Below are 26857 nucleotides of genomic sequence, written 5' to 3'. Positions count from 1 at the left end.
ACCTACTTCACCCGCCGCACCACCGCATCCAGCAAACCCCTCTCGGGGCTTACCTGCCGTCAGCAGCGCAGCCTTGCATTGTAGTACGGGTTTTTACTCGAAGGCAAGGTCCAGCTAAAAAATTTTAATCTCCTCGCTTACAGAACTCCTTGAACAACCCAACCTATGCCGTTGCCGATAATCGGGGCACATGGCACTCATCACTCTATCCAATGCACAGCTCGCTTTCGGGCATGTCGCCCTGCTAGACCACGCAGATTTTTCCTTAGAGCCTAGCGAACGCGTAGGACTTATCGGACGCAACGGAGCAGGGAAGTCCTCGCTTCTAAGAATCCTTGAAGGCACTCGCCCACCCGACGATGGCACACGGCAAGTGCAGCGGGGGGTGCGACTGGCGTTTGTTGCGCAGGAGCCCGTGCTTGAGGCGAATGGCACAGTGTTCTCGTGTGTTTCAGAGGGGCTGTCGCCTGTAATCGCACTACGCGAACGCTATTTTTCTGGGGCACAAGACGACGACCTTGATGCGCTGCAAACACAAATCGAAGCCCAAGAAGGCTGGACCTGGGAGCAGCGCGTTGCGGAGACCCTGGAACGCCTGCACTTGGATGGTTCAGCACGTGTCGGCGATCTCTCAGGCGGGAAGAAGAAGCGCGTGGCGCTTGCCCAGGCTCTGGTAACTCGGCCTGACATCCTTCTGCTGGATGAGCCAACTAACCACCTTGATCTTGACTCCATCGAATGGCTTGAAGAGTTGCTGCGCGACTTCAAAGGCAGCATCGTCACTATCACGCACGACCGCACATTCCTGGATCGCGTAGCAACACGCATTGTCGAGCTTGATCGAGGGCGGCTGTTGTCCTATCCTGGAAATTTTGCTCGGTATTTGGAGCAAAAACAGGAGCAGATGGCCCAGGAACGCATCATCGAAGCAAAGGCCGAACGGCTGCTGGCACAGGAGGAAATTTGGATTCGCAAGGGCGTGGAAGCCCGTCGGACTCGAAGTCAAAGTCGGATTTCCCGCCTTGAGATGCTGCGCAAAGACCGTGCGACACGTCGTGATGCGATGGGTGCGGTCAAGCTTGATATTTCCTCGGGAGCTCAAAGCGGCAAGCTGGTTGCAGAATTGGCGAATGTCTGCAAGAGCTACGGTGAGACGCAGATAGTGTCCGGCTTCAGCGCGACGATTCTGCGTGGTGACAAAGTTGGACTAATTGGTCCGAACGGAGCAGGGAAAACCACGCTCCTAAAGCTCATTTTGGGAGAGATAGCGCCTGACAGCGGGTCAGTGCGGCAGGGCTCCAAGATACAGGTGGCTTATTTCGATCAGATGCGCGAGGGAGTCGACCTCGATGCGACTCTGGAGGATTTCATCAGCCCCGGAAGTGAGTGGATTGAAATAGGACGGGAGCGCAAACATGTAAAGAGCTATCTGGGTGATTTCCTTTTTGCGCCCGCGCGGGCGCGCTCTCCAGTGCGCTCATTGTCGGGCGGGGAGCGCAACCGGCTGTTTCTGGCGCGCCTTTTTGCACGCCCCGCCAATGTTCTTGTGCTCGATGAGCCGACCAATGATCTGGATATCGAGACACTCGACCTGCTTGAGGAGTTGCTACAAAACTACGACGGCACTGTTTTTCTGGTGAGTCATGACCGCAGCTTTCTCGACAACGTCGTGACAAGCACCATCGCATTTGAAGGTGACGGAGTGTGGCGCGGGTATGAAGGCGGAGTGCGCGATTGGCTCTTGCAATCGGCCCGCGCACGTGAACTGGCCACGCCACGCGCCAAGATCATGAAAGAGCAAGCCGACAAAAATCCAAAAGAAATGGCGCCCTATCGCTCAACCAGCGACGAGAAGCCGCTATCAAAAAAGAAGTTGAGTTACAAAGATCAACGCGAATTGGATGGTTTGCCTCAACAAATCGCTGCGCTAGAAACAGAGCAGCGGGGCCTACAGACGGCGCTTGCAGATGGCGCTCTCTACCAGACCGATAGCGTACGGGCCATTGCACTTCAAATAAGAGAGGCAGAAATTGAGACCGCTTTGATGGCTGCATTGGAACGCTGGGAAGCGTTGTCGGCGTGACGCTAGCAGCCTACCTCAAATGCGGTGGAGCACACGATCCGCACCGCTACGCAGACGCGCGACCAGTGCAGGCGCAATTGCCTGAAGAGGTAGCACCTCATCAGCGGCGCCATGTGCAATAGCCTCCCGTGGCATGCCGAATACGACACAACTTGCCTCGTCCTGCACAAAGTTATAACTCCCCGCATCCTTCATTTCACGCATGGCTACTGCGCCATCTGCGCCCATTCCGGTCAACATGATCGCCAGTGCATTGCGGCCCACAAATGCCGCACCAGACTTGAACAGGACCTCAACCGAAGGTTTATGGCGATTGACCGGCACACCGTCGTCCACTACGGCAATGTAATTCGCGCCGCTGCGTCCAACGTGAAACTGCGTACCCCCAGGGGCGACATAGGCATGGCCCGGCAATAAGCGCTCTCCGTTTGCAGCCTCTTTCACGCGAATTTGGCAGAGGCTATTGAGGCGTGCCGCAAAACTCGTCGTGAAACCTGCAGGCATGTGCTGCGTGATAACGATTGCTGGCGAATCAGGAGGCATGTGCACCAATATTTCCTTGATGGCTTCGGTGCCGCCCGTGGATGCGCCAATGAATACAATTTTTTCGGTAGACAAGCGCCCGAGAAGCGCCGTTGGTGCCTCCACACCTCCCGAGCGCGCAGTGCCGCTAGTAGAAGGGGCTTGTTGCGAAAGGCGTCTCACCCTGGCTACCGCTGCCACGCGAATCTTATCAACGATTTGTTGAGATAGATCGCTTAGACCATTGGCTACGCCTATCCGCGGTTTAGCGACAAAATCCACGGCGCCCAACTCTAACGCCTTCATTGTGACCTCAGCACCACGCTCTGTCAGCGTGGAAATCATCACCACAGGCGTCGGGCGCAAGCGCATTAGCCGCCCCAGGAAATCGATGCCGTCCATGCGGGGCATTTCGACATCCAGCGTGATGACATCGGGGTCATGCTCCCGAATTAGTTCCCGTGCGATCAGGGGATCGTTGGCTGTCGCCACGCATTCCATATCGGGCTGGCGGTTAATGATCTCCGACAGCAAACTGCGTACCAAGGCTGAATCGTCTACTACTACGACGCGAATTTTCTTACCCATTTTCGGACTGCTCCGTCAGAAAAGATCTACTGAGCCGCCCGACGTCACCCGCGCAACAGTCTGCGCATTTCCGCCCTTCTCTTGCGCAACCAAATCCTCCGGATGAGCATGCGCGAGTCGCTTGACCATGGCTTTTCCTGTAACCGGAAAAAAACAAACCTTGCGAGGATAAATATCCAACACATCTTCTGATACCACAGGAATTCGCTCAGTCTGTAGATAGTTAACAACAAAGGCCGTATTTCTCTCGCCAACATTCATGGTCGTGAAACTATGCATCACCTGCGCACCGCCAAATATTTTAGCCTGCATCGTTTCTCGCCGCGCCCCTAACTTAAGCATTTCATTAATTAAAAGCTCCATCGCGTAAGAGCCATAGCGCCCTGACACATCCAGTGAATCACCATCAGGCAACATAAAATGGTTCATTCCTCCCACGCGCATTCGACTATCCCAGATACATGCAGCAATGCAAGATCCAAGAACCGTCATGATCACAAGATTCTCATTCGCCACGAAATATTCGCCTGGAAGCACCTTGACGGCGTTATATTGAAAATGATTATCAAAATAAAAGAACGAAGCTAGTCCAGGTCTTTTGAACCTAGATTTAAGTTCATCCAACGAAGAATCAGGTGCAGCGACGTGATTGTTCCCATAAATTTCCGGTGCCAAGGGAGCAATGCGTGGGGCACGGCGTCGCTCAGATGGTGCGGCTGCCGCTGGAAGGGAGTTCACAGCAGCAATGGAAATAGGTTTTTGGGAGATCATGCGAATCGGAATATTGCTTGATATGCAGGTTGCTTATCGACGCTCATACACGGTTTTTCCTCGCAAGGAAAAAAGATCACGTGATTCGCTGAAATTCTCGGCATGCCCCACAAAGAGCATGCCACCAGGCTTGAGCACGCGGTGAATCCGTTCCAGGACGCGGCGCTGTGTGGGAGCGTCAAAATAAATCATGACATTGCGACAGAACACCACATCAAACGGATCACGAAATGGCCAGTCATCCCGAATTAGATTTACACTTATGAAATCAATAGCTCGCGAAAGTTCTGATTTGACGCGCACCAACCCTGAATTTTCTCCTTTTCCCCGGAGAAAAAATTTATGCATCCGTTCAGGCGTCAATCCTTTGAGATTTTCCAGTCGATATACTCCTTGCGCAGCAGTCGCCAAAACTCGCGAATCTATATCGCTAGCCACAAGTCGAAACGTTGCGCTACTCCCTATGGTCTCCAATGCTGTGATTGCAATAGAATACGGCTCCTCCCCCGTAGAAGCCGCATTGCACCATACTCGCCACGCTGCGCCGGGCGGCCCAGAGCGAAGATGCTCAGCAAAAATATCAAAATGATGCTGTTCACGAAAAAAGGCAGTGAGGTTGGTAGTTAGTGCATTGATAAATTCCTGCCACTCCGCGCCATCGTGTTGCTCAAGCCAGCCCAAGTAATCGTGGAAGCTGTTATGTCCGGTTTCCCGAAGACGCCGGGAAAGGCGGCTATAAACCATGGCATGTTTGCCATCATGGAGACTAATCCCTGCCCGCTGATAAATCAGGGCTTGCACCCTGGTAAAATCTGCATCTGTCCAGACAAATTCACGCCCTTGCTTCAACGGGCCTGTCGCAGAAGAAGTTTCACCCACGAGCGACTTCATTTGGCCGTCTTCCTGCAGATTTTCATTACTCCACCAATAAAATCTAAGCTGCTTTGGTTATCAGGAAAATTTTTTGCTAGGGCTCATTAATCAACCAATTAATCCACCGCCGCCACCAATCCCATATCTACATTTGACATTAATTTTTCTATATCAAGAAGAATTAACATTCTGTCATTTACAGATCCCAAACCAAAAATACAGGCGCTATCAATCGCACTCTCTATATCTGGCGCAGATTGAATATTATCAGGAGCAATCTCCATCACATCACTAACAGAATCCACCACAATGCCAACAATTCTATTGCACAGATTAAGAATAATCACAACCGTAAAATCATCATATTTTACAAGTTTACAATTAAATCTAATCCGCATATCGACTATGGGCACTATAGTGCCGCGTAAATTAACCACCCCCTTAATAAACTCCGGGGAGTGGGCAATTCTAGTTGGCGACTCATACCCCCGTATCTCTTGAACCTTGAGAATATCTATTCCATACTCTTCATTTTCAAGACGAAAAGTGAGATATTCGCGAAATCCAGGGGATACAGCAGCATTATTTTTTTCATTTACATTCATTGCAATTTCTCCCTTTCAAAGCTGCCGGGATGGTTTATGTATTCAATGGCGAGCACGGCGCACCATGCTACTGGTATCTAGAATCAAAGCTACTTTTCCATCCCCCAATATGGTCGCACCAGATACATTAGGAACTTTCCGATAGTTGGACTCAAGATTTTTTACTACCACTTGATGTTGCCCAAGAAGCTCGTCCACTAACAGGGCGATTCGACTCCCATCAGACTCCACGACAACCATAATATCACTAGATTTTCCAGACCCATTTCTTGGTATTTGAAATATTTTCTCCATAGCAATCACTGGCATATATTCTTCACGCACTTTTACAAGTCGAGAGCCTTGTGCCACGGTGCTAACTTCTTCGGTATTGACCTGAAAGGATTCAACTACCGACGACAATGGAAGAATATAGACCTCATTACCAACACCGACGGACATACCGTCCATAATGGCCAATGTCAAGGGCAGTCGTACGGATACCCGCATCCCGTACCCTTCGGACGAATCCACTTCCACACTGCCGTTAAGCGCTGCGATGTTTCGTTTCACCACATCGAGCCCCACGCCACGGCCCGACACATCGGTGACCACCTCTGCCGTCGAAAATCCTGGGGCAAAAATAAGCTGCCAGACCTCCGCATCGGTCAATTGATCCGACACATCCATGCCTCGCTCTCGCGCCTTTCGCAGGATTTTTTCGCGAGACAGGCCCCGGCCATCGTCCTTCACCTCAATGACGATGGATCCGCCTTGGTGGGACGCAGAAAGAGTAATGGTGCCGTGCTCTGGCTTACCTTTTGCCAGACGATCCGCGGGCATCTCAATTCCGTGATCCCCGCTGTTGCGCACCAAGTGCGTCAACGGATCGGTAATTTTCTCCACGAGGCCCTTGTCGAGCTCTGTGGCCTCACCAAACGTAACGAGATCCACCTTCTTGCCCAGCTTGTTGGCGAGGTCACGCAGCATACGCGGGAACCTGCTGAACACAATGGACATCGGAATCATGCGGATGGACATTACCGATTCCTGCAGGTCGCGCGTGTTCCTGTCGAGATCGGCCAAGCCTGCGAGGAGCTGCTGGTACACCGCAGCATCCAGGTCGCGACTGTTTTGCGCCAGCATCGCCTGCGTAATCACCAACTCTCCCACCAAGTTGATTAATTGGTCGACTTTATTGACTGCGACACGAATGGTGCTGGACTCCACATGCGCCTGGGTGCCGGCTTTGGCCTCAGAAACCTTGGAAGGCACAGCCTTGTTTACAGCGAGAGTACCGCCATCAGTTACCGCCGCCTGCACCGTGATGGGCAGCGGGGCTGTGCCTGGGGAGCCTGGAGCATCGGGAAAAAAGCCATACGGTATCTCGCCGGAGGGTGGCGTTGAGAGCGCAAGATCGGGCGCGAGCGTGGTTATGACGACCTGCTCCTTGGCGACGTGAAATGCGAAAAGATCAAGCAGATCTCCGTCACTGGCACTGGTTGTGACCTGGAAGGACCGTATGGATGGATCTTCTGCAACACCATCCGCAATGGAGCCCAGTCCTGGAATATCCCGAAAAAGCTCCTTGATAACATCGGCGCTGCTGGCTTCTTCTAACGGCCCTATTCGAATCAGAAGTTGCCGTTCTCCGGAAGCCCCTTCCGATGAAGGTTGTGCGGATGCCTGTGCTACCAATTGAGGGGCCGCAACAGAGGTGCGCACGTCTGGCATCTGTGACGGCAATTTCGTTGGTACATCGGGAATACCTCCAGACGCCAACTCGGCAATTCGCCGCACCAAATCTGCTGTCGATGGCGCCTCGCCCTGCTCTCCTGTTTGGTGCCGCGAAAGAAGGCTGCGTGATGCATCTGCAGACTCCAGTAAAACGTCAACCATTTGGGGCACAGGGGTCAATTCATGGCGCCGCAACTTATCTAGAAGCGACTCCATGTGATGCGTAAGCTCCGCTACATCGGCAAACCCGAAGGTGGCAGCCCCTCCTTTGATCGAATGGGCGCAGCGGAAAATACCGTTGAGCTCTTCGTCATCCGCGTTCTCGAGCGAAAGATCAAGCAGGATCTGCTCCATCTGATCCAGGTTTTCACCCGCTTCTTCAAAAAAAATTTGATAAAACTGGGTCAGATCGAAATCGGCACCGCCGCCGCCTTCTTGATGCAGTTCAGCCATGGATCGCTCCTGATGATCGAAACGTACGTTGGTTTTTCTTCATGGCATCACCTTTCGGATCACTTCTATCAGGCGATTGGGATCGAATGGCTTGACCAGCCAACCGGTGGCTCCTGCTGACCGTCCTGCCTGTTTCATTTGATCACTTGATTCAGTTGTGAGAATCAAAATAGGCACGGTCTTGAATTTTGGGTGTTCGCGAAGTTTTCGGGTCAAGCCTATGCCATCAAGGCGTGGCATATTTTGATCAGCCAATACCAAATCAATGTCATGGGTTTGTGCTTTCTCGTAAGCATCCTGCCCGTCAACCGCCTCAACCACATGGTAGCCAGCACCGGAGAGAGTAAAGGCCACCATCTTCCGCATGGACGGTGAGTCATCAACGGCAAGAATCGATTGCATGTAAGTGCTCCAACGAACGGGATTAAATAAAACTGTAGCGATTGTGTGGCTTAGAACAGGTCAACCGAGCCAGCATCCATTTCGCTTTGCGTAACCGGATTGGGGCGATCAGGCGCCATATCGGCAAATGAAGCAGCTTCTTCACCTTCTTCAGTCCCCATGGCTTCTGCAGCCAACTGAAAAGCACAGGCCTGCAAAACCTTCGTGGTGTGCCAGATGAGTTGCGACGCCATGTCTTGAAATTGCAGTTCTACCACCGCACTGCGCAAGGCGTTTTGTACGATCTGGAGTTCTGGAGAGTTCTGGACCAGTGATCCACTGAGAGATTCATTGGCCTCGCCAAAACGCTCCAACAAATTGTCAGCGGCATGGCTGAGTAGCCCTTCAAGGCGATGCAGGTCATGCATGACGACAAGCAAGGAATCCTGCAAGTCAGCAGCAACCATCACCGGCAAATGCACCTCCGGACCCTTGGTCGACTCTGAAACTGGTGGCACAAGGTCATCCTCCATCGTGAACGACATGACGTCTAAATCCATTGACACGCCATCACACTCGCATCAAGTTGGTGATTGCCAACAACATCTATATTGGAGGCGAGAAGACGCGCTTCCCCAACCGGGCAACCACGCTTGTTTGTTCCAATTTGTATCCTATGATAGCTTGCTTATGGCGTCTGTCGAACACACGTTGCCGCTACGCATCCTTCATCTTGAAGACTCGCTGGCAGACCATCGCCTCACCGTCCTGGCTCTGCGCGAAAGTGGCATGTCTGTCGAGATGCACCATGTGGACATCTTGGCTGATTTTTTGACCGCTATGGCAAACATGTCGTTTGATGCCATCCTTGCCGACTACCAGCTTGCCGGCTTCACTGCGCTCGATGCATGGCGATTTGTGGCAGACAAACCACTGTCTCCCCCCTTCATTCTGCTGTCGGGCGCCATTGGTGAAGCCGCTGCGGTCGATGCAATCCGATTAGGAATCGCGGACTATGTGTTGAAGGATCAACTCTTTCGACTTCCGCATGTAATTTCCCGCGCATGTGAAGTGCACCATGCACGAACACAACGTGAGCTGGCCGCTCAAGAATTGGCCCAGTCACAGAAGAACTTGGCCCAGCTCACAGAACATCTTCAAGATTCCATTGAAGAAGAGCGCGCCGCCATCGCCCGTGAGATTCACGACGATATTGGTGGAGCCCTAACCGCGATACGCTTTGACCTCGCCTGGATTGAGCGCCACGCGCAAGATGGCAGCGTGACCAGCCATGCACATGCGGCCACGGAGATGCTGCAGCATGCACTTGGCGCGAGTCAGCGCATCATGAAAAATCTCCGCCCACCTGTCCTCGACCAGGGCCTGGCAGCAGCTCTCGAATGGTTGGCACGGGATTTCGAACACCGCACGGGCATCCCCGTGAATTTGTCATCCAGCCTGCGCAATGCTGAACTGGCTGCGCACTTGCAGCTCGTTGCCTACCGTACTGCACAGGAAGCGCTTACCAATATTTCAAAGCATGCTGCTGCCGCTGCTGTCGACATTGACCTCTCCGATGCCGAAAACGTACTCACATTGGAAGTGAGCGACAACGGACAGGGCATGGACACAGAAGCGCGCAACAAGCAACAAAGCTTTGGCCTTATCGGCCTCAGCGAGAGAGCCAAAACCGCAGGTGGATGGCTCGACATTAGCAGTCGCCCTGGCCGTGGAACATCTGTCATCCTTTCCGTGCCTCTTAACCAAGACACTGCCTATGATCCACGTTGTGCTTTGTGATGACCATGCCTTGGTCCGCCGCGGAATTCGTGATACTTTAGAAGAAGCGGTGGATATCAAAATAAGCGGCGAAGCCGGGAGCTATTCTGAACTACGGGAAGTGCTGCGATCCACACCCTGTGATGTCCTATTGCTCGACCTGAACATGCCTGGTCGCAGCGGCTTGGAGGTGCTGAGTTCGCTGCGCGAAACCCATCCACGCATCAAGGTTCTAGTGGTCTCTATGAACCCGGCGGACCAGTATGCCGTACGGTGCCTGCGCGCGGGAGCGCAAGGCTATGCAAGCAAGGCTGCCGACCCTCTTGTTTTGATTGATGCCGTACATTTGATCGCGCAGGGACGTAAATACCTGACTTCTGAGGTGGCGCAAATGCTCGCTGAAAGCATTTCCGAGCCCGCCCAAGTGGCAGGGCATGCTGCATTGTCGGAACGTGAACTACAGACATTGTTGAAGATCGCGTCTGGAAGGCGCCTGTCCGAAATTGCCGAAGAACTGATGCTCAGCCCCAAGACTGTCAGCGTGTACCGGGCGCGAGTGCTTGAAAAACTCAAACTCTCCAACAACGCAGAGTTGACCGTGTATGCCATCCGCAATGGTTTGGTTTAACGATACGGCTTGCCAGCGCAGCAGTTCTTATCCAATCCGCTTCAGCGCTGGACAATGAACAAGTCCATGGCCTGCTGCATGAGTGTCAGCATCGGCTGCTCAAGCAGCGGCAAAGTCGCCGTGATACCTAGAAGGCCTACGGTGAGCGTCACGGGGAAGCCCACAGCGTAGATGTTCATTTGGGGCGCAACGCGAGAAATGATACCCAGCGTCAGATTCACAAAAAGCAGAAGCGCAACCATTGGCAACGCAATCCACAAGGCGCTCGAGAACAACGAAGTCCCTAGTTCGTAGAGTCGCATTTGTCCGATGGCCACCAAAAAATGACTTCCTACGGGAAACCGGTCGAAGCTCTTGACTACCGCCATCAGCACCATCAGATGGCCATTGATCACGACGAAGAACAGCGTCGCCATATTGCCAAAGAATCGCGCCACCGCACTCACCTGGGTGTTGCTCGCCGGATCGAAGAAAGATGCGAAGTTAAGCCCCATCTGGAGCCCAATCACTTCACCGGCAAGCTCAACTGAGGCAAATACCAAGCGCACGGCGAACCCGATGGCAAGTCCAATCAACACTTGCTGCGCCACGACACAAAGCGCATCAGAACCATTGAACGGAACCTGGGGTTGGTCTTGCAGCATCGCCTGGGCACAAAGTGCCACAAAAAAAGCAAGACCAATGCGCACGCGTACGGGGATGACGCGCATCGAAAACACCGGAGAAACAGAAAATAAGGCCAGCACACGCAGAAACGGCCAAAGAATTGGCGACATCCAGGCCACGATCTGGGCTTCAGAAAACGTGATCATGCCCGTTGGGTCGCTCAGCCAACGACCGATGGAATAGATTCAATAGTGCGTCGGATGAAATCCACCAAGGTGCTCACCATCCATGGGCCAGCAAAGACAAACACAGCCACTGCTGCGACCAATTTGGGGACGAAGGCAAGTGTCGCCTCATGAATCTGGGTGACCGCCTGAAAAATACTCACAAGGAGACCCACCGCCATGACCACACCGAGCACCGGCATGGCAATCATCAATAACAACATCAAAGCATCGTGGCCAACGGTCAACACAAATTGCGGGGTCATACGCCTACCTCCCTATCTTCCAGAGAAAGAAAACCGAAACACTCCAAGTGCGTGTCATAGAGCGCTCCTCGAAGGTTGTGTCAGGTGACAAAGCTCGCCGCGAGCGAGCCGATCAGAAGGTTCCATCCATCTGCCAACACGAACAACATCAACTTGAAGGGAAGCGCCACCAGCACAGGGGACAGCATCATCATTCCGAGAGACATCAAGATGCTGGAGACCACCATGTCAATCACCAGGAAGGGAATGAAAATCATGAATCCGATCTGGAACGCCGACTTGAGCTCGCTCGTGACAAACGCAGGCACCAGAACACGCAGCGGAGCCGTCTCTGCCGTAGCGGCTGCGTCAAGCCGCGCAAGATGCGCAAACAAGGCAAAATCGGACTGGCGAGTTTGTTTGAGCATGAATTGGCGCATGGGGGCCTCTGCCTTAGCTGCGGCCTCCTCGAACCCTATGGCATTGGTGGTGTAGGGAATGTAGGCATCCTCATAGACGCGATCAAGCGTCGGCCCCATGACGAACATGGTGAGAAACAGCGACAGCCCTATGATCACTTGATTGGGTGGCGCAGACTGTGTCCCGATAGCCTGGCGCAATAGGGACAGTACGATCACAATGCGCGTGAAGCCCGTCATCATCAACAAGATGGCCGGCAAAAACGACAACGCGGTAAAGAACAGCAGCGTCTGAATCGGAACCGAATAGCTGGCCCCCGATGGCCCAGAACCAATCAACAGAGGCAAGGAAGCGCTTGTCTGTGCAAAGACAACGCCGTGCCCCAATAAACTGCCCAGCAGGACGAGCGGCGCGGCGGCTGGACGCGCCCTTAACACCGCTCTTGTTTTAACCACGTCCCACGTCCTTCTCATCGGTGGGCGCTGGTTCTCGCGAATGCAAAGGTCCGACCGCTGACGCATTCGCCATGGCGTTTGAAAATGAACCAATCCCAGCACCGGGATCGGCGCGCGAAACCTGCGTGTGCAGACAACAGATGCTCTGCGGCGTTACGCCCAGAATTAAGGTCGTGCGGTCCCCATCACCGCCCATTTCCACAGTAACAACACGCTGATGTGGTCCAACTGCTATGGCAGAGAGCACACGTGGAGGCGGGACAGAAGACCCAGCGAGGCGACCTTGGCGCTGCTGCACCCGACGCACCAGCCAGGGAAGCGAGGCAATGCCCAACACAAACACAATCACGAGTAACAGGGTTTGCGTCATCCCTGGCCTCGGCTGACCCGGCGCAGGCGCTCGGAAGGCGTCACCACATCGGTGAGGCGGATACCGAACTTGTCGTTCACCACGACGACTTCCCCCTGCGCAATCAGGTATCCGTTGACCAGCACATCCATGGGTTCACCAGCCAAGGCATCAAGCTCCACGACCGAGCCCTGGGCAAGCTGCAAAATATATTTAATAGGCACCTTGGTGCGACCAAGTTCCACCGACAGCTGCACGGGAATGTCGAGCACCATGTTGATGTCGTTCGCCGGCGCATCGTTGGAGGCAGAAAATGGCCTGGTGGCCTCACCACTCAGCGGCCCGCCCTGCTCTGGGTCTGGGCTCGAAGCCGAAGACTTCTGCTCTTCTAGTGCCTCGGCCCAGCCGGCAAACGGATCGCCTGCGTCTTCACCCGCTCCGGCAGAGCCATCGCCTGTCTTGTCGTTTTCAGTTGACATTTTTGTCCCCCATCCAATTCTGGTCGGCGCTGCGTAAACACTGCTCAATACGGATGGCGTACTTGGAATTGTGTGTACCGTACTGGCACTCAAATACCGGAACACCACCTATCGAGGCACGAATGCGGGGCTCACGATCGAGTTCAATGAAATCGCCCGGCTTCATCGCGAGCAACTGCTCCACGGTTGCATCGGCACGCGCCAGTTCGGCCACAAGCGTCACTTCGGCCGCCTGAATCTCACGCGTGAGCACGCGCACCCAGCGGCGGTCCACCTCGATGGAATCGCCCTGCGTGGACGAATACAGTACATCTCGAATCGGCTCCAGCGTGGCATAGGGCATACAAATATGAATCGCCCCGGAGAGATCCCCAATTTCAAGCTGGAAGGCCGTCGAAACCACAATCTCGCTAGGGGTTGCAATATTGGCAAACTGAGGCTGCATTTCTGACCGTTGGTACTCCAGTTCCAGAGGATAGATGCCCTGCCATGCCTTTTTGTATTCCGAGCAGATGACATCCACCAACCGGTTGATGATGCGCTGCTCAGTAGGCGAAAAATCACGGCCTTCGATACGCGTCTGGAACTTTCCAACACCCCCAAACAGCGTATCAATGATGCCGAACACCAACGACGGCTCGCAGACAATCAGCCCACTTCCACGCAAGGGGCGAATCGCCACGATGTTGAAGTTGGTCGGCACCGCCAATTCGCGCAGAAACGCACTGTAGCGCTGCACGGCCACCATACCAACGGAAATTTCTGGACTGCGGCGGATGAAATTGAACAAGCCAATCCGAAAATTGCGTGCAAAGCGCTCGTTGACGATTTCCATCGTCGGCATGCGCCCGCGCACGATCCGCTCCTGGCTCGAAATATCGTAGTTCCGAACCTCACCCGCCTCGAAAATTTCCTGTTCGGTTTTTTGGCTCTCCCCGGTTACGCCTTCGAGCAGGGCGTCGACTTCTTCCTGAGACAGGAACGATTCGCTCATCGGATACCCCCTGCTCCTATTGAATGATGAAGCCAGAGAACAGGACCCGGTGGACCGGATTTTCCTGCCCCCCCGCTTTGCCCTTGTCTTTGCTCTTATTCTCGGCGCGGTGCCCAGCAGTAGGCTTCGCAGCGGTCACCCCGACAGGAGCATCCGGCACAGAAAACCCGAGTGGACGCGAGACTTCGCGCAGGATGTCATGCGCTAGCTTGTCTTTTCCCTCGCGACTCAAAAGCTCGTCTGAGGTTTTCTGGGAAATCAGCAGCAGCACACTACTGCGTATGCTGGGCATGAACTGCTTGATAAGTTCTGCTGTCTTGGCATCAGCGAGCTCCAGCGTGATACCGACCTGCGCGAAACGCTCTCCCCCCGGATCTGCCAAATTTACTACCATGGTGTCTATGGGAAGAAATGTTGGTGCAGGTGCAGGCTCCTTGGCCACCGCCTCAACGTCATCCCCGTTTTCATCCACCGCATGGCGCTGGGACACCACATAGGCCACTCCAGCCCCGGCAAACAGCAGCAACACCACCACGACCGCCACGATGATGAGCAGCTTTTTGCTAAGCCGCTTCTTTGCAGGCTTCTTCTCTGTTTCGACGGCAGTTGACACTTTCAAATATTCCTTGGAACGGCAAATGGGCGCCAAAGCCCTCTCGAGTTCAATGCAAATCAGGAGCAAGCGCGCTGACAAAGTGCAGGCCATCGAGCAAGCACAGCCTGCAAAGATTTTTCTTGCGAAGGCAGGCGACTACATAGAAGCCATTATTGGCGGCCAGCCAAGCCATGATACCGAGATAAGGCCCGGAAACGGGCCACAGTCCCCCGAGTCAGGGTATTTGAGTTTGCGACGGGTGCGCAGCCAACCAATGGCGCATCAAAAATCCCTTAGTTGCAGGGGCCCAATACATCAGGCGATGTGAATGAATACAGCATGGCGGAAAGGACCACAGAGCCCCTTCCGGTCAAGGCGAGGGAGAGGGATTCGCTCACCCGAGCCTGTCAGAAATTTTGTGTGTGAGGCATAGCATGTCAACAAGGAGCATGAATGCCACGCAAGACGAAGACGACCGCAGCGACGGACAAGGCGGCGCAGCCGCAATTCTCAGCCGAGCTGCTTGAGCAACTCATCCCAGGGCCGGTAACGCCAGCCGAACTCGAAGGCATCTTCCAGCAGTTCAAGAAGTCGGTTCTTGAGCGCGCCCTGGGCGCCGAGATGAGTCACCACCTGGGCTACGCGCCCGGCCAGGCCAAGCCCGAAGGGGCTGCGGCCAATCACCGCAACGGCAAGAGCGCCAAGACCGTGCTGACCGACGTCGGCGCCTTGCGCATCGACGTTCCCCGCGACCGCGAGGGCTCGTTCGAGCCGCAGCTCATTGGCAAGCATGAGCGCCGCTTCACCGGCTTTGACGACAAGATCATCGCCATGTACGCACGCGGCATGACGGTGCGCGAGATCCAGGGCTTCCTGACCGAGATGTACTCGGTCGATGTCTCGCCCGATCTCATCAGCAGCGTCACCGACGCGGTGATGAGCGAGGTCACTGCCTGGCAGACGCGCCCGCTTGAGCCCATGTACCCCGTCGTGTTCTTCGACGCGCTGCGGGTCAAGATCCGCGAGGACGCTGTCGTGCGCTCCAAGGCCGTGTACCTGGCTCTGGGCGTACTGCCCGATGGCAGCCGTGACATCCTGGGAATCTGGATCGAGAACACCGAAGGTGCCAAGTTCTGGATGAAGGTGTTCAACGATCTGAAGACGCGCGGAGTCCATGACATCCTGATCGCCGTGACCGATGGCCTCAAGGGCATGCCCGAGGCACTGCAAGCGGTGTTCCCGGCCACGACGCTGCAGACCTGCATCGTGCACCTGATCCGTAACAGCTTGGACTTTGCGTCATGGAAGGACCGCAAGGCGCTGGCCGCAGCCATCAAGCCGATCTACACGGCCGTGAGCGCCGAGGCGGCCGAGGCCGAACTGGATGCGTTTGCCCAGGGGCCATGGGGCCAGAAATTCCCGACCGTCGTCAACGCCTGGCGCAGGGCCTGGGACAAGGTCATCCCTTTCTTCGCCTTCCCGCCCGAAGTAAGGCGCGTGATCTACACAACCAACGCGATTGAGAGCGTGAATGCGCGGCTTCGCAAGATCATCAAGACCAGAGGACACTTCCCCAGCGACGACGCGGCCACCAAACTGATCTGGCTGGCACTGCGCAACATCACCGAGGACTGGGGACGGGCAGCCAACAACTGGAAATCAGCGATGAACCAATTCGCGATCCTCTATGAGGACCGGTTTACGAAATCGAGCACGTAATATCTTCAACCAGCGTCACGAAACTGGTGAAGGTTCAATGAGCCTCACACACGGAAATTCGGACAGGCCCGCTCACCCCTTCTCAGACATACAGATCGACCGAGCTGCTTGTCAACGTCCGGCGCACCGCTTGCACCGGCTTGTCTACGACGGCCAGCACGTTCGTTGTAGGGGCGCCAAACGGCGCGCTCCTTCCTCCCTGATCCCCTGTTTGCCCAGATGTGCCTGCATCCACGGTAGCACCCGACAACACCAGCCCCTCCCCGCGCAACAGTTCGCGCAACTGCTCCATTTTGTCCGTGAGCAGTTCACGTGTCTGAGCCTGATCGCTATGAAATGCCACATGCGCCTCATTACCTGCTAGCGACACACGCACATCGACCGGCTGGCCCGCATGCTCCACCGTCAACTCTGCGTTCTTGAGACTCTCACTCAACCAATACGTGACCTGCTCTGCAACAGCGTCCTCAGGCGATACCGCCATTCCGTCTGCAATTCCATGCCCAAGGTCGGTCAAGACAGACCCCCCAGACTCTGCCCACGCTTGGCCCACCGTAGTGGCGCCAAAACCCGAATGTTCGCTTCCAGGCAACTCCGTACGATCCTGGTAGAAATCGGATGTGGATGCTCCTGCATCTATCGGCAGCGGCGTCGCTGCAACAAGGCCAGCGACATCGCTAACCGAGCCAGCGCCTTTTTCAGCCGCTTTTTGTGAAGTCGCTTGCAACTGGCCGCTCTCTGACAACGCACGAGGGTCCATGTGAGTTCCCAGAAGCACAGCACCCGCCCCTTGCGCTCCAGTTTGCGTCAAACCAGCCGCTTGCGGAAATATCCGCAATGGGCCGGACAGTGCAGCACTAGCACTAGCACTGGTGGCAGGGGACGCAAGCGAAGGGCGGTGTCTTGATACATTTGCTGCGCCGATCTTGGTTGACGCGGCCGAAGCGTCCATGCGACTGGTCTGCGCCACCACTCCCCCACCAGCGCCCAGTCCTCCAGACGGAAGCGCAAGGGTGAAGGGCATGGCGGCATCTTGAGCCGATACCGACGCTCCCTGCTCTGGTAGCGCCGCCTGGCTCTTGCCTTTCAACGCGGGGCGACCACCCACCACAGCACCGTTGGAAGCTGCAGGAATTTCTGGCAGCAACGCTCCATCGCCAGTCGTTCCAAGCGGCACATCTTGCGCGGCGACAGATGCAACGTCACCACCCTGGCGGCCTTGTGCACCCAGTTGTGAAATAACCTCGGCAGTGTCAGCGTCAACAGTCCCCTTATCAGCGCCTCGCTTGGTGGCGGCACGGGCTGTCGCAGTGACGGGATTCGTGCTGCTCGAACCCACTGCGATGGCCTTGATGCCACCGCCGGCAATACCCTGGTGCGTTACGGGTTTGACCGAGCCCGTGCCAGCGACTTGCACATTCTCGGTTTGCTCAGCCGCCGCAGGGCCCCCTAATACCTTCGTGGCGCCATCGGTCGGCGCAGCCCCTGCGTCCAGAGCTGAATTTAGCGATCCAGCACCTTCTTTGGGCTCCTCGGGAGAAGCCGGGGCGTCCAGGTTCACGCTTGATTGCGCTCCCAAACCGGAAAGCAGCGCAGAAAAAGCACCAGAAGTCTGTTCGGTTTCGGCACCCGGTTTTTGCCGCACGGCATGCGCTCCGTCAGCAGACTTAGAAGGGCCAAGGCGAATGCTGTCCATGATGATGGTCTCCGATATCTCTAGGCTTGGTGCACGTTCAGGCGCAGCTGCAATGCCAACTGGGCACGCTCATCGGTCTGCTTCTGTTCGTGCCGTTGTTCTGCCAGCGCCCATTCGCGCTGCCGCTTAGCTACCAACTTCTTAAGCGTAGCCAAACGCAATTCCGCTGCCAGCAAAGTGCTCTCGCCATCGGCAACGCGACGCGCATGGTCTTCAAGCACTTTGGTCTGCATCTCCATCGCATGCTCCAGCCGCCCCATGAAATGCCGATGGTGAAACAGCACTTCCGGCATCACATGCGCACCGGAACGCATCCCCCAGCGGGACTCAGTTTCCCTGGCATATACCTGCAACTGCTCCATTTGCTCTTCAGCGGCAGCAGCACTGGCGCGCGCGTCCTGCAAGGCATGGCGAGCACCATCACGCTGCCTTGCGGTCATTTCGACAGCAATCTGCAACGTGCTTTTTTTTACGTTCATGGCGCCGGTCACTCAAAAACATCGGCCATTGCTGCAACGCTCTGCTCCAGCGGCGCCGCTTCAAACATGTTTTGCTGCAAGAACGCCTCCATGGCAGGTTGCAGCCGAATGGCTTCATCAAGCCCAGGGTCGGAGCCGCTCATATACGCGCCAACCTGCACCAAGTCACGGCTTTTCTGGTAGCGCGAGTACACGGCACGAAACCGGCGCGCCAGCTCAAAATGCTGTTGGCCGATCACATTGTGCATAACGCGAGACGCGGATTGCTCGATGTCGATGGCCGGAAAATGCCCCGTCTCGGCCAAGGCGCGCGAGAGAACGATGTGCCCATCCAGAATGGCGCGCGCCGCGTCGGCTATGGGGTCCTGCTGGTCATCCCCCTCGGAAAGCACGGTATAGAAGGCCGTGATGGACCCCACGCCATGCAAACCGTTGCCGCTTCGTTCAACCAATTGCGGTAGCTTGGCAAAACACGATGGTGGGTAGCCTTTGGTGGCCGGTGGCTCACCAATCGCCAAGGCAATTTCGCGCTGCGCCATCGCATAGCGGGTGAGTGAATCCATAAGCAGCAGCACATGCTTGCCTTTGTCTCTGAAGTGCTCGGCAACCGCTGTCGCATACGCTGCCCCCTGCATGCGCAGCAGCGGGGGCGCATCGGCCGGGGCGGCTACGACCACGGCGCGCCCGCGATCTTGCGCGCCCAGAATGTCTTCGACAAATTCCTTCACTTCGCGCCCACGCTCACCAATCAGGCCCACCACAATGACATCGGCGGCGGTGTAGCGCGCCATCATGCCCAGCAGCACGCTCTTGCCCACGCCCGAGCCGGCAAACAGCCCCAGGCGCTGGCCTCGGCCGACCGTGAGCAAGGCGTTGATGGCGCGCACGCCCGTGTCCAGCGGATCGCGCACCGGGTCACGGTCCATGGCATTGATCAGGCGCCGGTCCATGGGGTCGGCCGAAACCTGCTGCAGCGGGCCACCGTGGTCGAGCGGCAAGCCTTGGGCATCGACCACGCGGCCAAGCAGTCCATCGCCCATGGGCAGGCGCAGCACGCCGATTCTCTGCACCGGCCGTGCCACCTCGAACAAACGCAGTGGCGCCACGTAGGGCGCCGCCGGCACCACACGGGCGCCGCTCGACAAGCCCTGGGTATCACCCGCTGGCATTAAAAAGGCGCGTTCGCCGGAAAAACCCACCACCTCTGCCAGCGTGCGCTCCTCCCCGTTTTCCACAAAACACTGCGAACCCACCGGCACGCGAATGCCGCTGGCCTCCAGCACCAGGCCGGCCAGGCGCGTCAAGGTACCGCGAGTCTCCAGCGCCGGTGCATCGGCGGTGCGCCGGCGCGCCTGATCCAGAAAGGCGCTCCAGGCCGAGCTGACTTCAGTCGGCTGCATGGTCTGCCTCCTCGCGCCAAGGCATATCAATCCCCAAAGGTGCGAGCGCACGCTGCCAGCGTCTTTCAAGTTGTCCGTCAATTACAGCGCCTGCCTGCTCCACGAGACAGCCACCGGGCGCCACGCTGGCATCGGCAATCCATTGAATGGCAGCAGCCGAAAACTCTGTTTTCAATGCCGACCCCAATGCCTGCGCGTCGATGGGATGCAGGCGCACAGCAATGGGCCGCCCATCAGCCACCAGGCTTCCCAAGGCTTCGGCGATAACGGGCTGCAAGGCCGCGCGGTCGCTCTGCAGTTCCCGTCGCACCACATGCCGGGCAATCTCGCAGGCAAGTTCAAGCACCCCCTGCGCCACGTTTTGCTGCGCGGCTGCCAGTCCCTGTTCAAATGCAGCCGCCAAACTGGCAAGTTGCTGCGCGGCAATAACGCCCTGGCCAGCGACATAGTCGTCGAGCCGGTGCTGCCATTCCAACGCCGCTTGCTCGACTCCCTGGGCGTGTCCCAGGGCAAAAGCTTCATCCCGAATGTGCTGCTCGGCTGCCGCTTGCGCTGCTTCATCAACGGCTGGGGGCAGTTCGGGCACCTCGCTCTGCTCCTCCGGGGCAGCATCAGCGCCGACAGCGCTGAACCGCCACTGCATGACATCCCCCACCTCCTCGCGTGGGATAAAGCGCGCATACGCGCTGCTCTTAGATGAAGGCTTCGTCACCTGCGCCTCCCAGCACGATCTGTCCTTCATCGGACAGACGGCGCACCGTCTTGAGGATCTCCTTTTGCTGCGCTTCCACTTCGGACAGGCGCATCGGTCCACGTGTTTCGAGGTCTTCGCGCAGTGCCTCGGCCGCACGTGAGGACATGTTGGAGAGGAACTTCTCGCGCAGTTCGGGCGCTGCGCCCTTGAGTGCGACCACCAAAGTCTCGGACGCCACCTCCTTGAGGACCGTCTGAATCGACTTGTCGTCAAGCTTCATGACATCGTCGAACACGAACATCTTGTCCATGATCTTCTGTGCCAGGTCAGGGTCGTGGGCGCGGATGTTCTCCAGCACCACCCCTTCGGTGTTGCTGCCCAGCAAGTTAATGATTTCGGCTGCCGCCTTGACACCACCAAGCGAGCTTTTGCGCACCTTGTCGCCCCCAGCGAGCACCTTGAACAGCACCTCGTTAAGGTCCTTGAGTGCCGTGGGCTGGATACCTTCGAGCGTGGCCACGCGCAGCAGTACCTCGCTGCGCTGGCGGTCGCCGAACTGCATCAGCACGCCTGCGGCGTGGTCGTAGTCCAGATGCACCAGAATGGCAGCGATGATCTGCGGGTGCTCATTGCGCAGCAGTTCCGCGACCGACAAAGGGTCCATCCACTTGAGGCTCTCGATGCCCGAGACATCCCCCCCTTGCAAAATCCGGTCGATCAGCAGAGAGGCCTTGTCGTCCCCAAGGGCACGCTTGAGCACCGCACGGACATAGTTGCTTGTGTCGGACACCAACAGGCTCTGGGCCGCAGCCGCACCGGAAAACTTGTTGATGACCTCGTCCAGTCGCTCACGCGAAACATTGCGCATGCGCGCTATGGTTTCGCCCAGCTTTTGCACCTCTTTGGGCGACAAGTGCTTAAACACTTCCGCCGCCTCTTCCTCCCCCAGCGACATGAGGAAGATAGCAGCGTCGTTCAGGCCTTGTTCGTCCATGGTAGGTGCATCGTAGCGGGCTTGCGGTCAGGCTGCGTCGCCATTGACCCAGCTCTTGATGATATGGGCGACGGCCATCGGATTCTCACGTGTCAGCACGCGGGCATCTTCAAGGCGCAGTTGCTCCTCGGTGGGGGGCGCAGGAGCTGCTGTTCTGGAGGGTGGGGGCAGCGCCGGACGCTGCGGCGCTTCCGCCTCCAGTGCGTCAAGCGTGCCGCCCGCGGCCTTGCTGCGGGCAGGTGCCCCGGAAGCCAAATTCTTGAACGCGGGCCGCACCAGGCCCAGCAGCACCAGAGCACCAAACAAGAACAGTCCCACGGGCCAGGCAAAGCTACGGGCCAGGTCCAGCGTTTCAGGCTGCCTCCACAGGGGGGTCTGCTCTACCGCTTGCGTCTCTACCTGGAAGGGCGCGTTCATCAGGTTCACGGAGTCGCCACGCTCCTTGTTGAATCCAATGGATTCCCGAACCAGTGCGGTCATGCGCTCGAGTTGCTCGGCGGACAGCGCCTTGGTCACCGTCTTGCCCCTTTCCTGGCTGCTTTGGTAATTGACGACCACCGCAGCGCTCAGGCGCTTGACGGTGCCGCGTCCAGCGCGCGTCACCTTGACCGTCTTGTCCACCTCGTAGTTGGTGGTGGACTCACGCTTGCGCGTGCCCGACTCGTTCGCTTGCTGCTGGCCTGCGGCCGTGGGCGCAGGGTTGGCGCCGTTGATGGGCGCAGCGGACGGGCCCGGCGGCTGGTTGGCCACGGCGCCTGCCGCACCTGTTGCCGTGGTACTGGTATTGCCGCTGGTCTCCATGACCTGCTGGCTGCGAATGGCACTCGCGTCAGGCGCCTGGTTCGGCCGAAACTGCTCGGCAGTCGATTCGGTCTGGCTGAAATCGACGTCGGCCGTCACTTGCGCCTTGACGTTGTTGCGGCCCACGATGGGCTCGAGCATCTCCATGACGCGGCGCGTGTACTGCTGCTCGATCTGCTGCACGTACTGCAACTGCTGGGCGTCAAATTCGCCGCTCTGCGCCCCGTCCGGTGTGCTGGAAAGCAGTTTGCCCGTATCGTCGAGCACGCTCACGGCGGACGGCGCCAGTTCAGGCACGCTGGAAGCCACGAGGTGCACGATACCGGCCAGCTGCGCCCGGTCCAGCACACGGCCGGGGTAGAGGCTGATCAAGACCGAGGCGGATGGTTTTTGCTGCTCACGGAAAAACCCGTTCTGGTTGGGCAGCGCCAGATGCACGCGAGCGCTCTGCACAGAAGAGAGCGACTGGATGGAGCGCGTCAACTCGCCTTCAAGCCCGCGCTGGAAATTGAGCCGCTCCTGGAACTGCGTCATGCCAAAACGGCTGTTATCCATCAACTCAAAACCCGTGATCGAGCCCTTGGGCAAACCCTGCGTGGCCAGGCGCAGACGCACATCGTGCACGCGATCGCTCGGAATCATGATCGCGCCGCCCCCCTCGGAATACTTGTACGGTACGTTCATCTGCGTGAGCTGCGCGACGATGGCGCCGCCATCCTTATCGCTCAGGTTGGCGAACAGCACACGGTAGTCGGCTTGGCGCCCATACAGCACAGCAGCAATCAGAACGCCCACGAGCAGCACCGCCCCAACCGCCAGGCGCATACGCTGGGCCCTGTCCATCGCGGACAGGCGCTGCAGCCAGACGGGGCTTGACGGCTGCTTTGCAGAATCGACAGGAAGAACTGCGGACATCGGTGTTTCCAGGTTCGCACGCCAAGGTGGGGCGCTGCGTGGGCCGATTATTGGGCAGCAGCCCTGCGGCGTTCACCCGATAAGGCGCTGCTTTCGCCATCTTTTCCTGCGCATAGGAATTGGGGACGGCACTACGATTGCGCCATCCCTTCTCTCGCCCTCATGGACTTCTCTCACCGGACTTCGCTATGGACATGCGCATCACCAGCTCACTCGCCCCGCTCACCGGTGCGGGCCAAGCGCGCCGCCCAGCAGCTGCGCAGAACAGCGGCAGCGAAGTCGGTTTTGCCGGCGCACTCAAGGGTGCGCTGCAATCGGTAAGCGCCGCACAAAACCATTCCACCGATCTGCAGACCCAGGTTCAACTGGAAAACCCGGCGGTAAGCCTGGAAGAAACCATGGTGGCCATTCAGAAAGCGCAAATCGGCTTTCAGGCCACCTTGAACGTGCGCAACCGCATGGTGCAGGCCTATACCGACATCATGAATATGCAGGTGTAAGGCCCGCCAGAGCCAGGCGGTGCTTCAATAGGCAAGATGCTCCTTTTATAGGAGCTATCAGCGCTTTATACATAAGCGCTAGAGGCATTTTTTGCTCAATATTTATTGGCATCCTGCGCTGCCCACGTCAGGCGCAGGCATTGGCGCAGACCTTATCCAATTTCATAGCTACCAGCGCTTACCAGATAAGCGCTGAAGCCTGATTCGAGCACTATTTTTCTCTTCAATGCATGACCTGCGGCTGGCCCTCGAACAGGTGTTCGAATTGCGCCAGCCACGGCTCGGCGAGGGTGCGGATCTGTGCGTCGTTGCGCAGGATGCGCTGCATGATCACCGTTTTTTCCTTGCGGTACTCAGGCATCAAGTCATGCTCCTGCGCCTTGTAACGCAGCTCTTCGATTAGCACGGCGCAAGCGCCTTCGTACCGCACCACACCCTCCCAGTCGCTGGCCTGCGCGGCTTCCAGCATCTTGCGACTGCTGTCTTCAATGGCCTTGTAGTAGTCGATCAGCACGGCAGACATCGCTCAGGCCCTCCCTGCAGGTGCGGCAGCAATTTGGTTCCAGCCGTCGGCCACGGGAGTGATCAACTTCAAGACCTCTTCCACAGCGGTCACGTCGCCGCGCATATTCGCCTGCGTCAGGCGGGCCACGCAATAGTCGTACAAAGCCCCCAGATTGGCAGCCAATTCGCCACCACGCGCCGGGTCCAGCCCGCCCTTGAGGCCTTCGTCCAAAATTCGCACGGCCATTCCAATCTGGCGGCCCTTTTCGGGGATGTCGCCACGCGCCATCGCGCCGCGCGCCGCATTCAGCGACTGAACCAAGCCTTCAAACAGCATCTTGATCAGCACGTGCGGGGAGGCGCCTTCGATTCCAGACTGAACACCAACTTGCCGGTAAGCGCTAGTGGCCCGGGAATGAACGGGGGTGTACATCGACGACTCCTTGATTTGCTTCTTGTTATTCATATCGACAATTGCATCGGAAACTCAAGCAAATTCAGGGGAAAGAGAGATACTTATTTTTGCACCCTTTGGTGCCATCGATTGCATGCGCATATCCTGCGCCGTCCCAGCACATACAACGGAGAAAGGCATCAATTCAGTTGGTCGATTGCTTATTCCACATCGCCACCTGCTGGGTGATGTAAGTGTTGAGCGCAGTTAACTGACTCAAGTTGCTATCGAGCCGGCTGTACTGTGCGAGCAATTGGGTTTGGTGCTGGTCAGCGCGGGTGTTCACGGTAGTCTGCTCGTCAGAATTGCGCTTCACCGCATCCTGGAGCGATTTGGTCTTCGTGGTAAATATGCCGCTAGGGTCTAGCAAACCGGAGGCGAAATCATTGATGCGCGTCGCCAAGCCATCAGACGCCGTACCCGTATTGTCAGCCGCAAAAAAGGTCTTGAGAGCATCCGGATTGGTCATGGCCGCATTCAACTTAGTGTCGTCGGCTTTTAGCGTGCCATCCGTCTGGAACTGCACCCCAATATCAGAGAGCCGACTAAAAGCCCCACCGCCCGGCCCTAAGCTGCCAACCAGTTGCCGCAACGCCGTCTGCAGGCCCACGGCTGTTGAGTCGCCCTGCAAAGTGCCGGCTGTTTTGGTTGAAGCGTTGTACCCCGTCATGGTAGACAGCGCATTGTTGAGGGCATTGTAGGATGAAATGAATGCGGTGATATTCGCACGCGCGCTCGTTGTGTCGCGCGATACCGTCACGTTCACAGGGGCAGTTGTCACCTGGGTCGCTGTCAACGTAAGCCCGTCAATGGCATTAGAAAACGTGGTGTTGGCTGACGCCACGCTCACACCATTGATGGTGGCAAGCGTATCTTGCGCCGTTTGGGTCAGCGCCAAGCCCGCCGTCGCATTTTCCGGATCAAAAGCCAAGCGCGACAACCCGGCACCATCGATGTTGTTGCCATCGTCATCGACCGCCTGAATACGAAAGCCAGACGCCGCGCCCGTGGTACTTGAGCGCATCAAAAGCCGGTCACCCGAGGCATCGTGCAGCACTGTGGCATTGACACCAGCATTGGCCGCATTAATCTTGGCGGCCACCTTGGCCAGCGTGTCATCGGCCGCAGTGATGTTTATCGATACCTCAGATGAGGCACCAGGGGAAAATACGGCCGTCCCATCGGATGCCGAAGTGAATTCACCCTTGTCCCAGGTGCCCAGCTGGATCTTGAGCACTCCCGTACCCACGGAAGATCCCGTAGCAAACACGCCAGAGCCTGCCGATTGGGCACGCGCCAACTGACTCACTTCCATGCTGAACGAAGTGGGCGCCGCCGCAGAGGTAGCGGTGCCCACGATGGCCGACGAATTACTGGACGAAACCGCCATGGTCTCCCAGCTCGCCGCACTAGCCAAATTGGCTGCCTGGGTCTGCAGGTTGGCAATTTGCGATTGGAGCTGGCCATAGGCGGATATTTGTGAATTCAGCCCCGAGGCCTTGACCTGCAGTTGCTGCAGAGGCTGCTTGTCCAGCGCCACCAGTTGGGAGACGATGCTCTGGACATCGAGGCCGCTACCTATACCAGGGGATGAAATGCCCATGTCAATCTCCTATTACGGTCATGCAGGCTACTATCCGACAAAGCACCACGGCATGCCGGTGCGAGCCAGAATGCACGCAGTCCCAACAGGCTTATCGGCGAAGGCGTACAAAACTTGAATATGTCGCTGCAGCCTGCTAACCCTGCGGGAGCTTGCACACAGTTTGCGACAATTGGCTGGGCCACGTTCCGGGAAACGGCCCAATGTTGGTTACTGCAGGAGTTTGAGCACCGATTGCGGCAACTGGTTGGCCTGAGCCACCATGGCGGTGCCGGCCTGCTGCAGAATCTGCGAGCGGCTCAGGTTGGCCGTTTCCGCGGCAAAGTCGGCGT

The 26857-nt window shown here is 56.9% G+C and carries 29 protein-coding genes; 5 read left to right on the top strand and 24 right to left on the bottom strand.

The window, feature by feature from the left end:
- The first annotated feature begins 190 nt into the window (after positions 1-190).
- On the top strand, positions 191-2083 hold the full coding sequence (locus D3F03_RS15255) for an ATP-binding cassette domain-containing protein (protein ID WP_119110297.1): 1893 nt from the start codon (positions 191-193) through the stop codon (positions 2081-2083).
- A 15-nt stretch (positions 2084-2098) separates the two neighbouring features.
- Here the strand turns inward: D3F03_RS15255 and D3F03_RS15250 are convergent, their stop codons facing one another.
- The 7 genes from D3F03_RS15250 to D3F03_RS15220 form a co-directional block, all read right to left on the bottom strand.
- Positions 2099-3193, bottom strand: a complete 1095-nt coding sequence (locus tag D3F03_RS15250; RefSeq protein WP_119110296.1) for a protein-glutamate methylesterase/protein-glutamine glutaminase — start codon at positions 3191-3193, stop codon at positions 2099-2101.
- A 15-nt stretch (positions 3194-3208) separates the two neighbouring features.
- Entirely contained in the window at positions 3209-3964 is a 756-nt protein-coding gene (cheD, locus tag D3F03_RS15245; RefSeq protein ID WP_119110295.1) for a chemoreceptor glutamine deamidase CheD, read from the bottom strand.
- Positions 3965-3997: 33 nt separating this feature from the next.
- Positions 3998-4855: a CheR family methyltransferase gene (locus tag D3F03_RS15240; protein ID WP_119110294.1), complete on the bottom strand. Its 858-nt coding sequence runs from the start codon at positions 4853-4855 to the stop codon at positions 3998-4000.
- 98 nt (positions 4856-4953) lie between these two features.
- Positions 4954-5442 (bottom strand): chemotaxis protein CheW, encoded by a 489-nt coding sequence (locus tag D3F03_RS15235; protein ID WP_119110293.1) that lies wholly within the window; start codon positions 5440-5442, stop codon positions 4954-4956.
- A 42-nt stretch (positions 5443-5484) separates the two neighbouring features.
- Positions 5485-7611, bottom strand: coding sequence for a chemotaxis protein CheW (locus D3F03_RS15230; protein ID WP_119110292.1), 2127 nt, complete (start codon positions 7609-7611; stop codon positions 5485-5487).
- 39 nt (positions 7612-7650) lie between these two features.
- Positions 7651-8013: a response regulator gene (locus D3F03_RS15225; protein ID WP_119110291.1), complete on the bottom strand. Its 363-nt coding sequence runs from the start codon at positions 8011-8013 to the stop codon at positions 7651-7653.
- 50 nt (positions 8014-8063) lie between these two features.
- A complete protein-coding gene (locus D3F03_RS15220) occupies positions 8064-8537 on the bottom strand; it encodes a hypothetical protein (RefSeq protein WP_245960653.1) in 474 nt (157 codons plus the stop codon).
- Between the two features lie 145 nt (positions 8538-8682).
- On the opposite strand from D3F03_RS15220, the gene D3F03_RS15215 reads away from it, so the two are divergent.
- Both D3F03_RS15215 and D3F03_RS15210 read left to right on the top strand, forming a co-directional pair.
- Positions 8683-9792, top strand: a complete 1110-nt coding sequence (locus D3F03_RS15215; RefSeq protein ID WP_119110290.1) for a hybrid sensor histidine kinase/response regulator — start codon at positions 8683-8685, stop codon at positions 9790-9792.
- The gene (locus D3F03_RS15210) at positions 9770-10399 is read left to right on the top strand and encodes a response regulator (protein ID WP_119110289.1); all 630 of its coding nucleotides are present in this window, start codon (positions 9770-9772) and stop codon (positions 10397-10399) included. The genes D3F03_RS15215 and D3F03_RS15210 overlap by 23 nt, the downstream gene beginning before the upstream one ends.
- Positions 10400-10440: 41 nt before the next feature.
- Here D3F03_RS15210 and fliR read toward each other — a convergent pair whose 3' ends face one another.
- The 7 genes from fliR to D3F03_RS15175 form a co-directional block, all read right to left on the bottom strand.
- Positions 10441-11211: a flagellar biosynthetic protein FliR gene (gene fliR / locus D3F03_RS15205; protein ID WP_119110288.1), complete on the bottom strand. Its 771-nt coding sequence runs from the start codon at positions 11209-11211 to the stop codon at positions 10441-10443.
- 14 nt (positions 11212-11225) lie between these two features.
- Entirely contained in the window at positions 11226-11495 is a 270-nt protein-coding gene (gene fliQ, locus D3F03_RS15200; RefSeq protein WP_119110287.1) for a flagellar biosynthesis protein FliQ, read from the bottom strand.
- Between the two features lie 80 nt (positions 11496-11575).
- Complete coding sequence (gene fliP, locus D3F03_RS15195; RefSeq protein WP_245960652.1) at positions 11576-12367, bottom strand: flagellar type III secretion system pore protein FliP; 792 nt, start codon at positions 12365-12367, stop codon at positions 11576-11578.
- Complete coding sequence (locus tag D3F03_RS15190) at positions 12342-12719, bottom strand: FliO/MopB family protein (RefSeq protein ID WP_119110286.1); 378 nt, start codon at positions 12717-12719, stop codon at positions 12342-12344. The genes fliP and D3F03_RS15190 overlap by 26 nt, the downstream gene beginning before the upstream one ends.
- The gene (fliN, locus tag D3F03_RS15185) at positions 12716-13177 is read right to left on the bottom strand and encodes a flagellar motor switch protein FliN (protein ID WP_119110285.1); all 462 of its coding nucleotides are present in this window, start codon (positions 13175-13177) and stop codon (positions 12716-12718) included. Before fliN ends, D3F03_RS15190 begins: the two co-directional genes overlap by 4 nt.
- A complete protein-coding gene (gene fliM / locus D3F03_RS15180; protein WP_119110284.1) occupies positions 13167-14171 on the bottom strand; it encodes a flagellar motor switch protein FliM in 1005 nt (334 codons plus the stop codon). The genes fliN and fliM overlap by 11 nt, the downstream gene beginning before the upstream one ends.
- 16 nt (positions 14172-14187) lie before the next feature.
- Positions 14188-14784 (bottom strand): flagellar basal body-associated FliL family protein, encoded by a 597-nt coding sequence (locus tag D3F03_RS15175; RefSeq protein ID WP_245960651.1) that lies wholly within the window; start codon positions 14782-14784, stop codon positions 14188-14190.
- Positions 14785-15219: 435 nt separating this feature from the next.
- Here D3F03_RS15175 and D3F03_RS15170 point away from each other — a divergent pair, with 435 nt between their 5' ends.
- On the top strand, positions 15220-16485 hold the full coding sequence (locus tag D3F03_RS15170; RefSeq protein WP_119110282.1) for an IS256 family transposase: 1266 nt from the start codon (positions 15220-15222) through the stop codon (positions 16483-16485).
- An 82-nt stretch (positions 16486-16567) separates the two neighbouring features.
- Here the strand turns inward: D3F03_RS15170 and D3F03_RS17455 are convergent, their stop codons facing one another.
- The 6 genes from D3F03_RS17455 to fliF are packed head-to-tail and all read right to left on the bottom strand — an operon-like array spanning position 16568 to position 23464.
- Complete coding sequence (locus D3F03_RS17455) at positions 16568-18181, bottom strand: flagellar hook-length control protein FliK (RefSeq protein ID WP_245960650.1); 1614 nt, start codon at positions 18179-18181, stop codon at positions 16568-16570.
- Between the two features lie 20 nt (positions 18182-18201).
- The gene (fliJ, locus tag D3F03_RS15160; RefSeq protein WP_119110280.1) at positions 18202-18660 is read right to left on the bottom strand and encodes a flagellar export protein FliJ; all 459 of its coding nucleotides are present in this window, start codon (positions 18658-18660) and stop codon (positions 18202-18204) included.
- Between the two features lie 8 nt (positions 18661-18668).
- Complete coding sequence (gene fliI, locus D3F03_RS15155; protein ID WP_119110279.1) at positions 18669-20060, bottom strand: flagellar protein export ATPase FliI; 1392 nt, start codon at positions 20058-20060, stop codon at positions 18669-18671.
- Positions 20047-20703, bottom strand: coding sequence for a flagellar assembly protein FliH (locus tag D3F03_RS15150; RefSeq protein WP_245960649.1), 657 nt, complete (start codon positions 20701-20703; stop codon positions 20047-20049). The genes fliI and D3F03_RS15150 overlap by 14 nt, the downstream gene beginning before the upstream one ends.
- Before the next feature lie 49 nt (positions 20704-20752).
- Complete coding sequence (fliG, locus tag D3F03_RS15145) at positions 20753-21748, bottom strand: flagellar motor switch protein FliG (RefSeq protein WP_119110277.1); 996 nt, start codon at positions 21746-21748, stop codon at positions 20753-20755.
- Positions 21749-21775: 27 nt separating this feature from the next.
- Positions 21776-23464 (bottom strand): flagellar basal-body MS-ring/collar protein FliF, encoded by a 1689-nt coding sequence (gene fliF / locus D3F03_RS15140; protein ID WP_119110276.1) that lies wholly within the window; start codon positions 23462-23464, stop codon positions 21776-21778.
- Positions 23465-23652: 188 nt separating this feature from the next.
- Here fliF and fliE point away from each other — a divergent pair, with 188 nt between their 5' ends.
- On the top strand, positions 23653-23964 hold the full coding sequence (gene fliE / locus D3F03_RS15135; RefSeq protein WP_119110275.1) for a flagellar hook-basal body complex protein FliE: 312 nt from the start codon (positions 23653-23655) through the stop codon (positions 23962-23964).
- Positions 23965-24187: 223 nt separating this feature from the next.
- On the opposite strand, the gene D3F03_RS15130 is transcribed toward fliE, so the two are convergent.
- The 4 genes from D3F03_RS15130 to D3F03_RS15115 form a co-directional block, all read right to left on the bottom strand.
- Complete coding sequence (locus D3F03_RS15130) at positions 24188-24487, bottom strand: flagellar protein FliT (protein WP_119110274.1); 300 nt, start codon at positions 24485-24487, stop codon at positions 24188-24190.
- Between the two features lie 3 nt (positions 24488-24490).
- A complete protein-coding gene (fliS, locus tag D3F03_RS15125) occupies positions 24491-24901 on the bottom strand; it encodes a flagellar export chaperone FliS (protein ID WP_119110298.1) in 411 nt (136 codons plus the stop codon).
- Positions 24902-25067: 166 nt separating this feature from the next.
- The gene (fliD, locus tag D3F03_RS15120; protein WP_119110273.1) at positions 25068-26525 is read right to left on the bottom strand and encodes a flagellar filament capping protein FliD; all 1458 of its coding nucleotides are present in this window, start codon (positions 26523-26525) and stop codon (positions 25068-25070) included.
- A gap of 210 nt (positions 26526-26735) precedes the next feature.
- Positions 26736-26857: flagellin (locus tag D3F03_RS15115; RefSeq protein WP_281271436.1), on the bottom strand; the 122-nt coding region annotated here is incomplete at its 5' end.

The organism is Simplicispira hankyongi (assembly GCF_003570885.1).
GTDB lineage: Bacteria > Pseudomonadota > Gammaproteobacteria > Burkholderiales > Burkholderiaceae_C > Simplicispira > Simplicispira hankyongi.
Note: the sequence above shows the minus strand (reverse complement) of the source record. Positions and strands in the feature narration are given on the sequence as shown.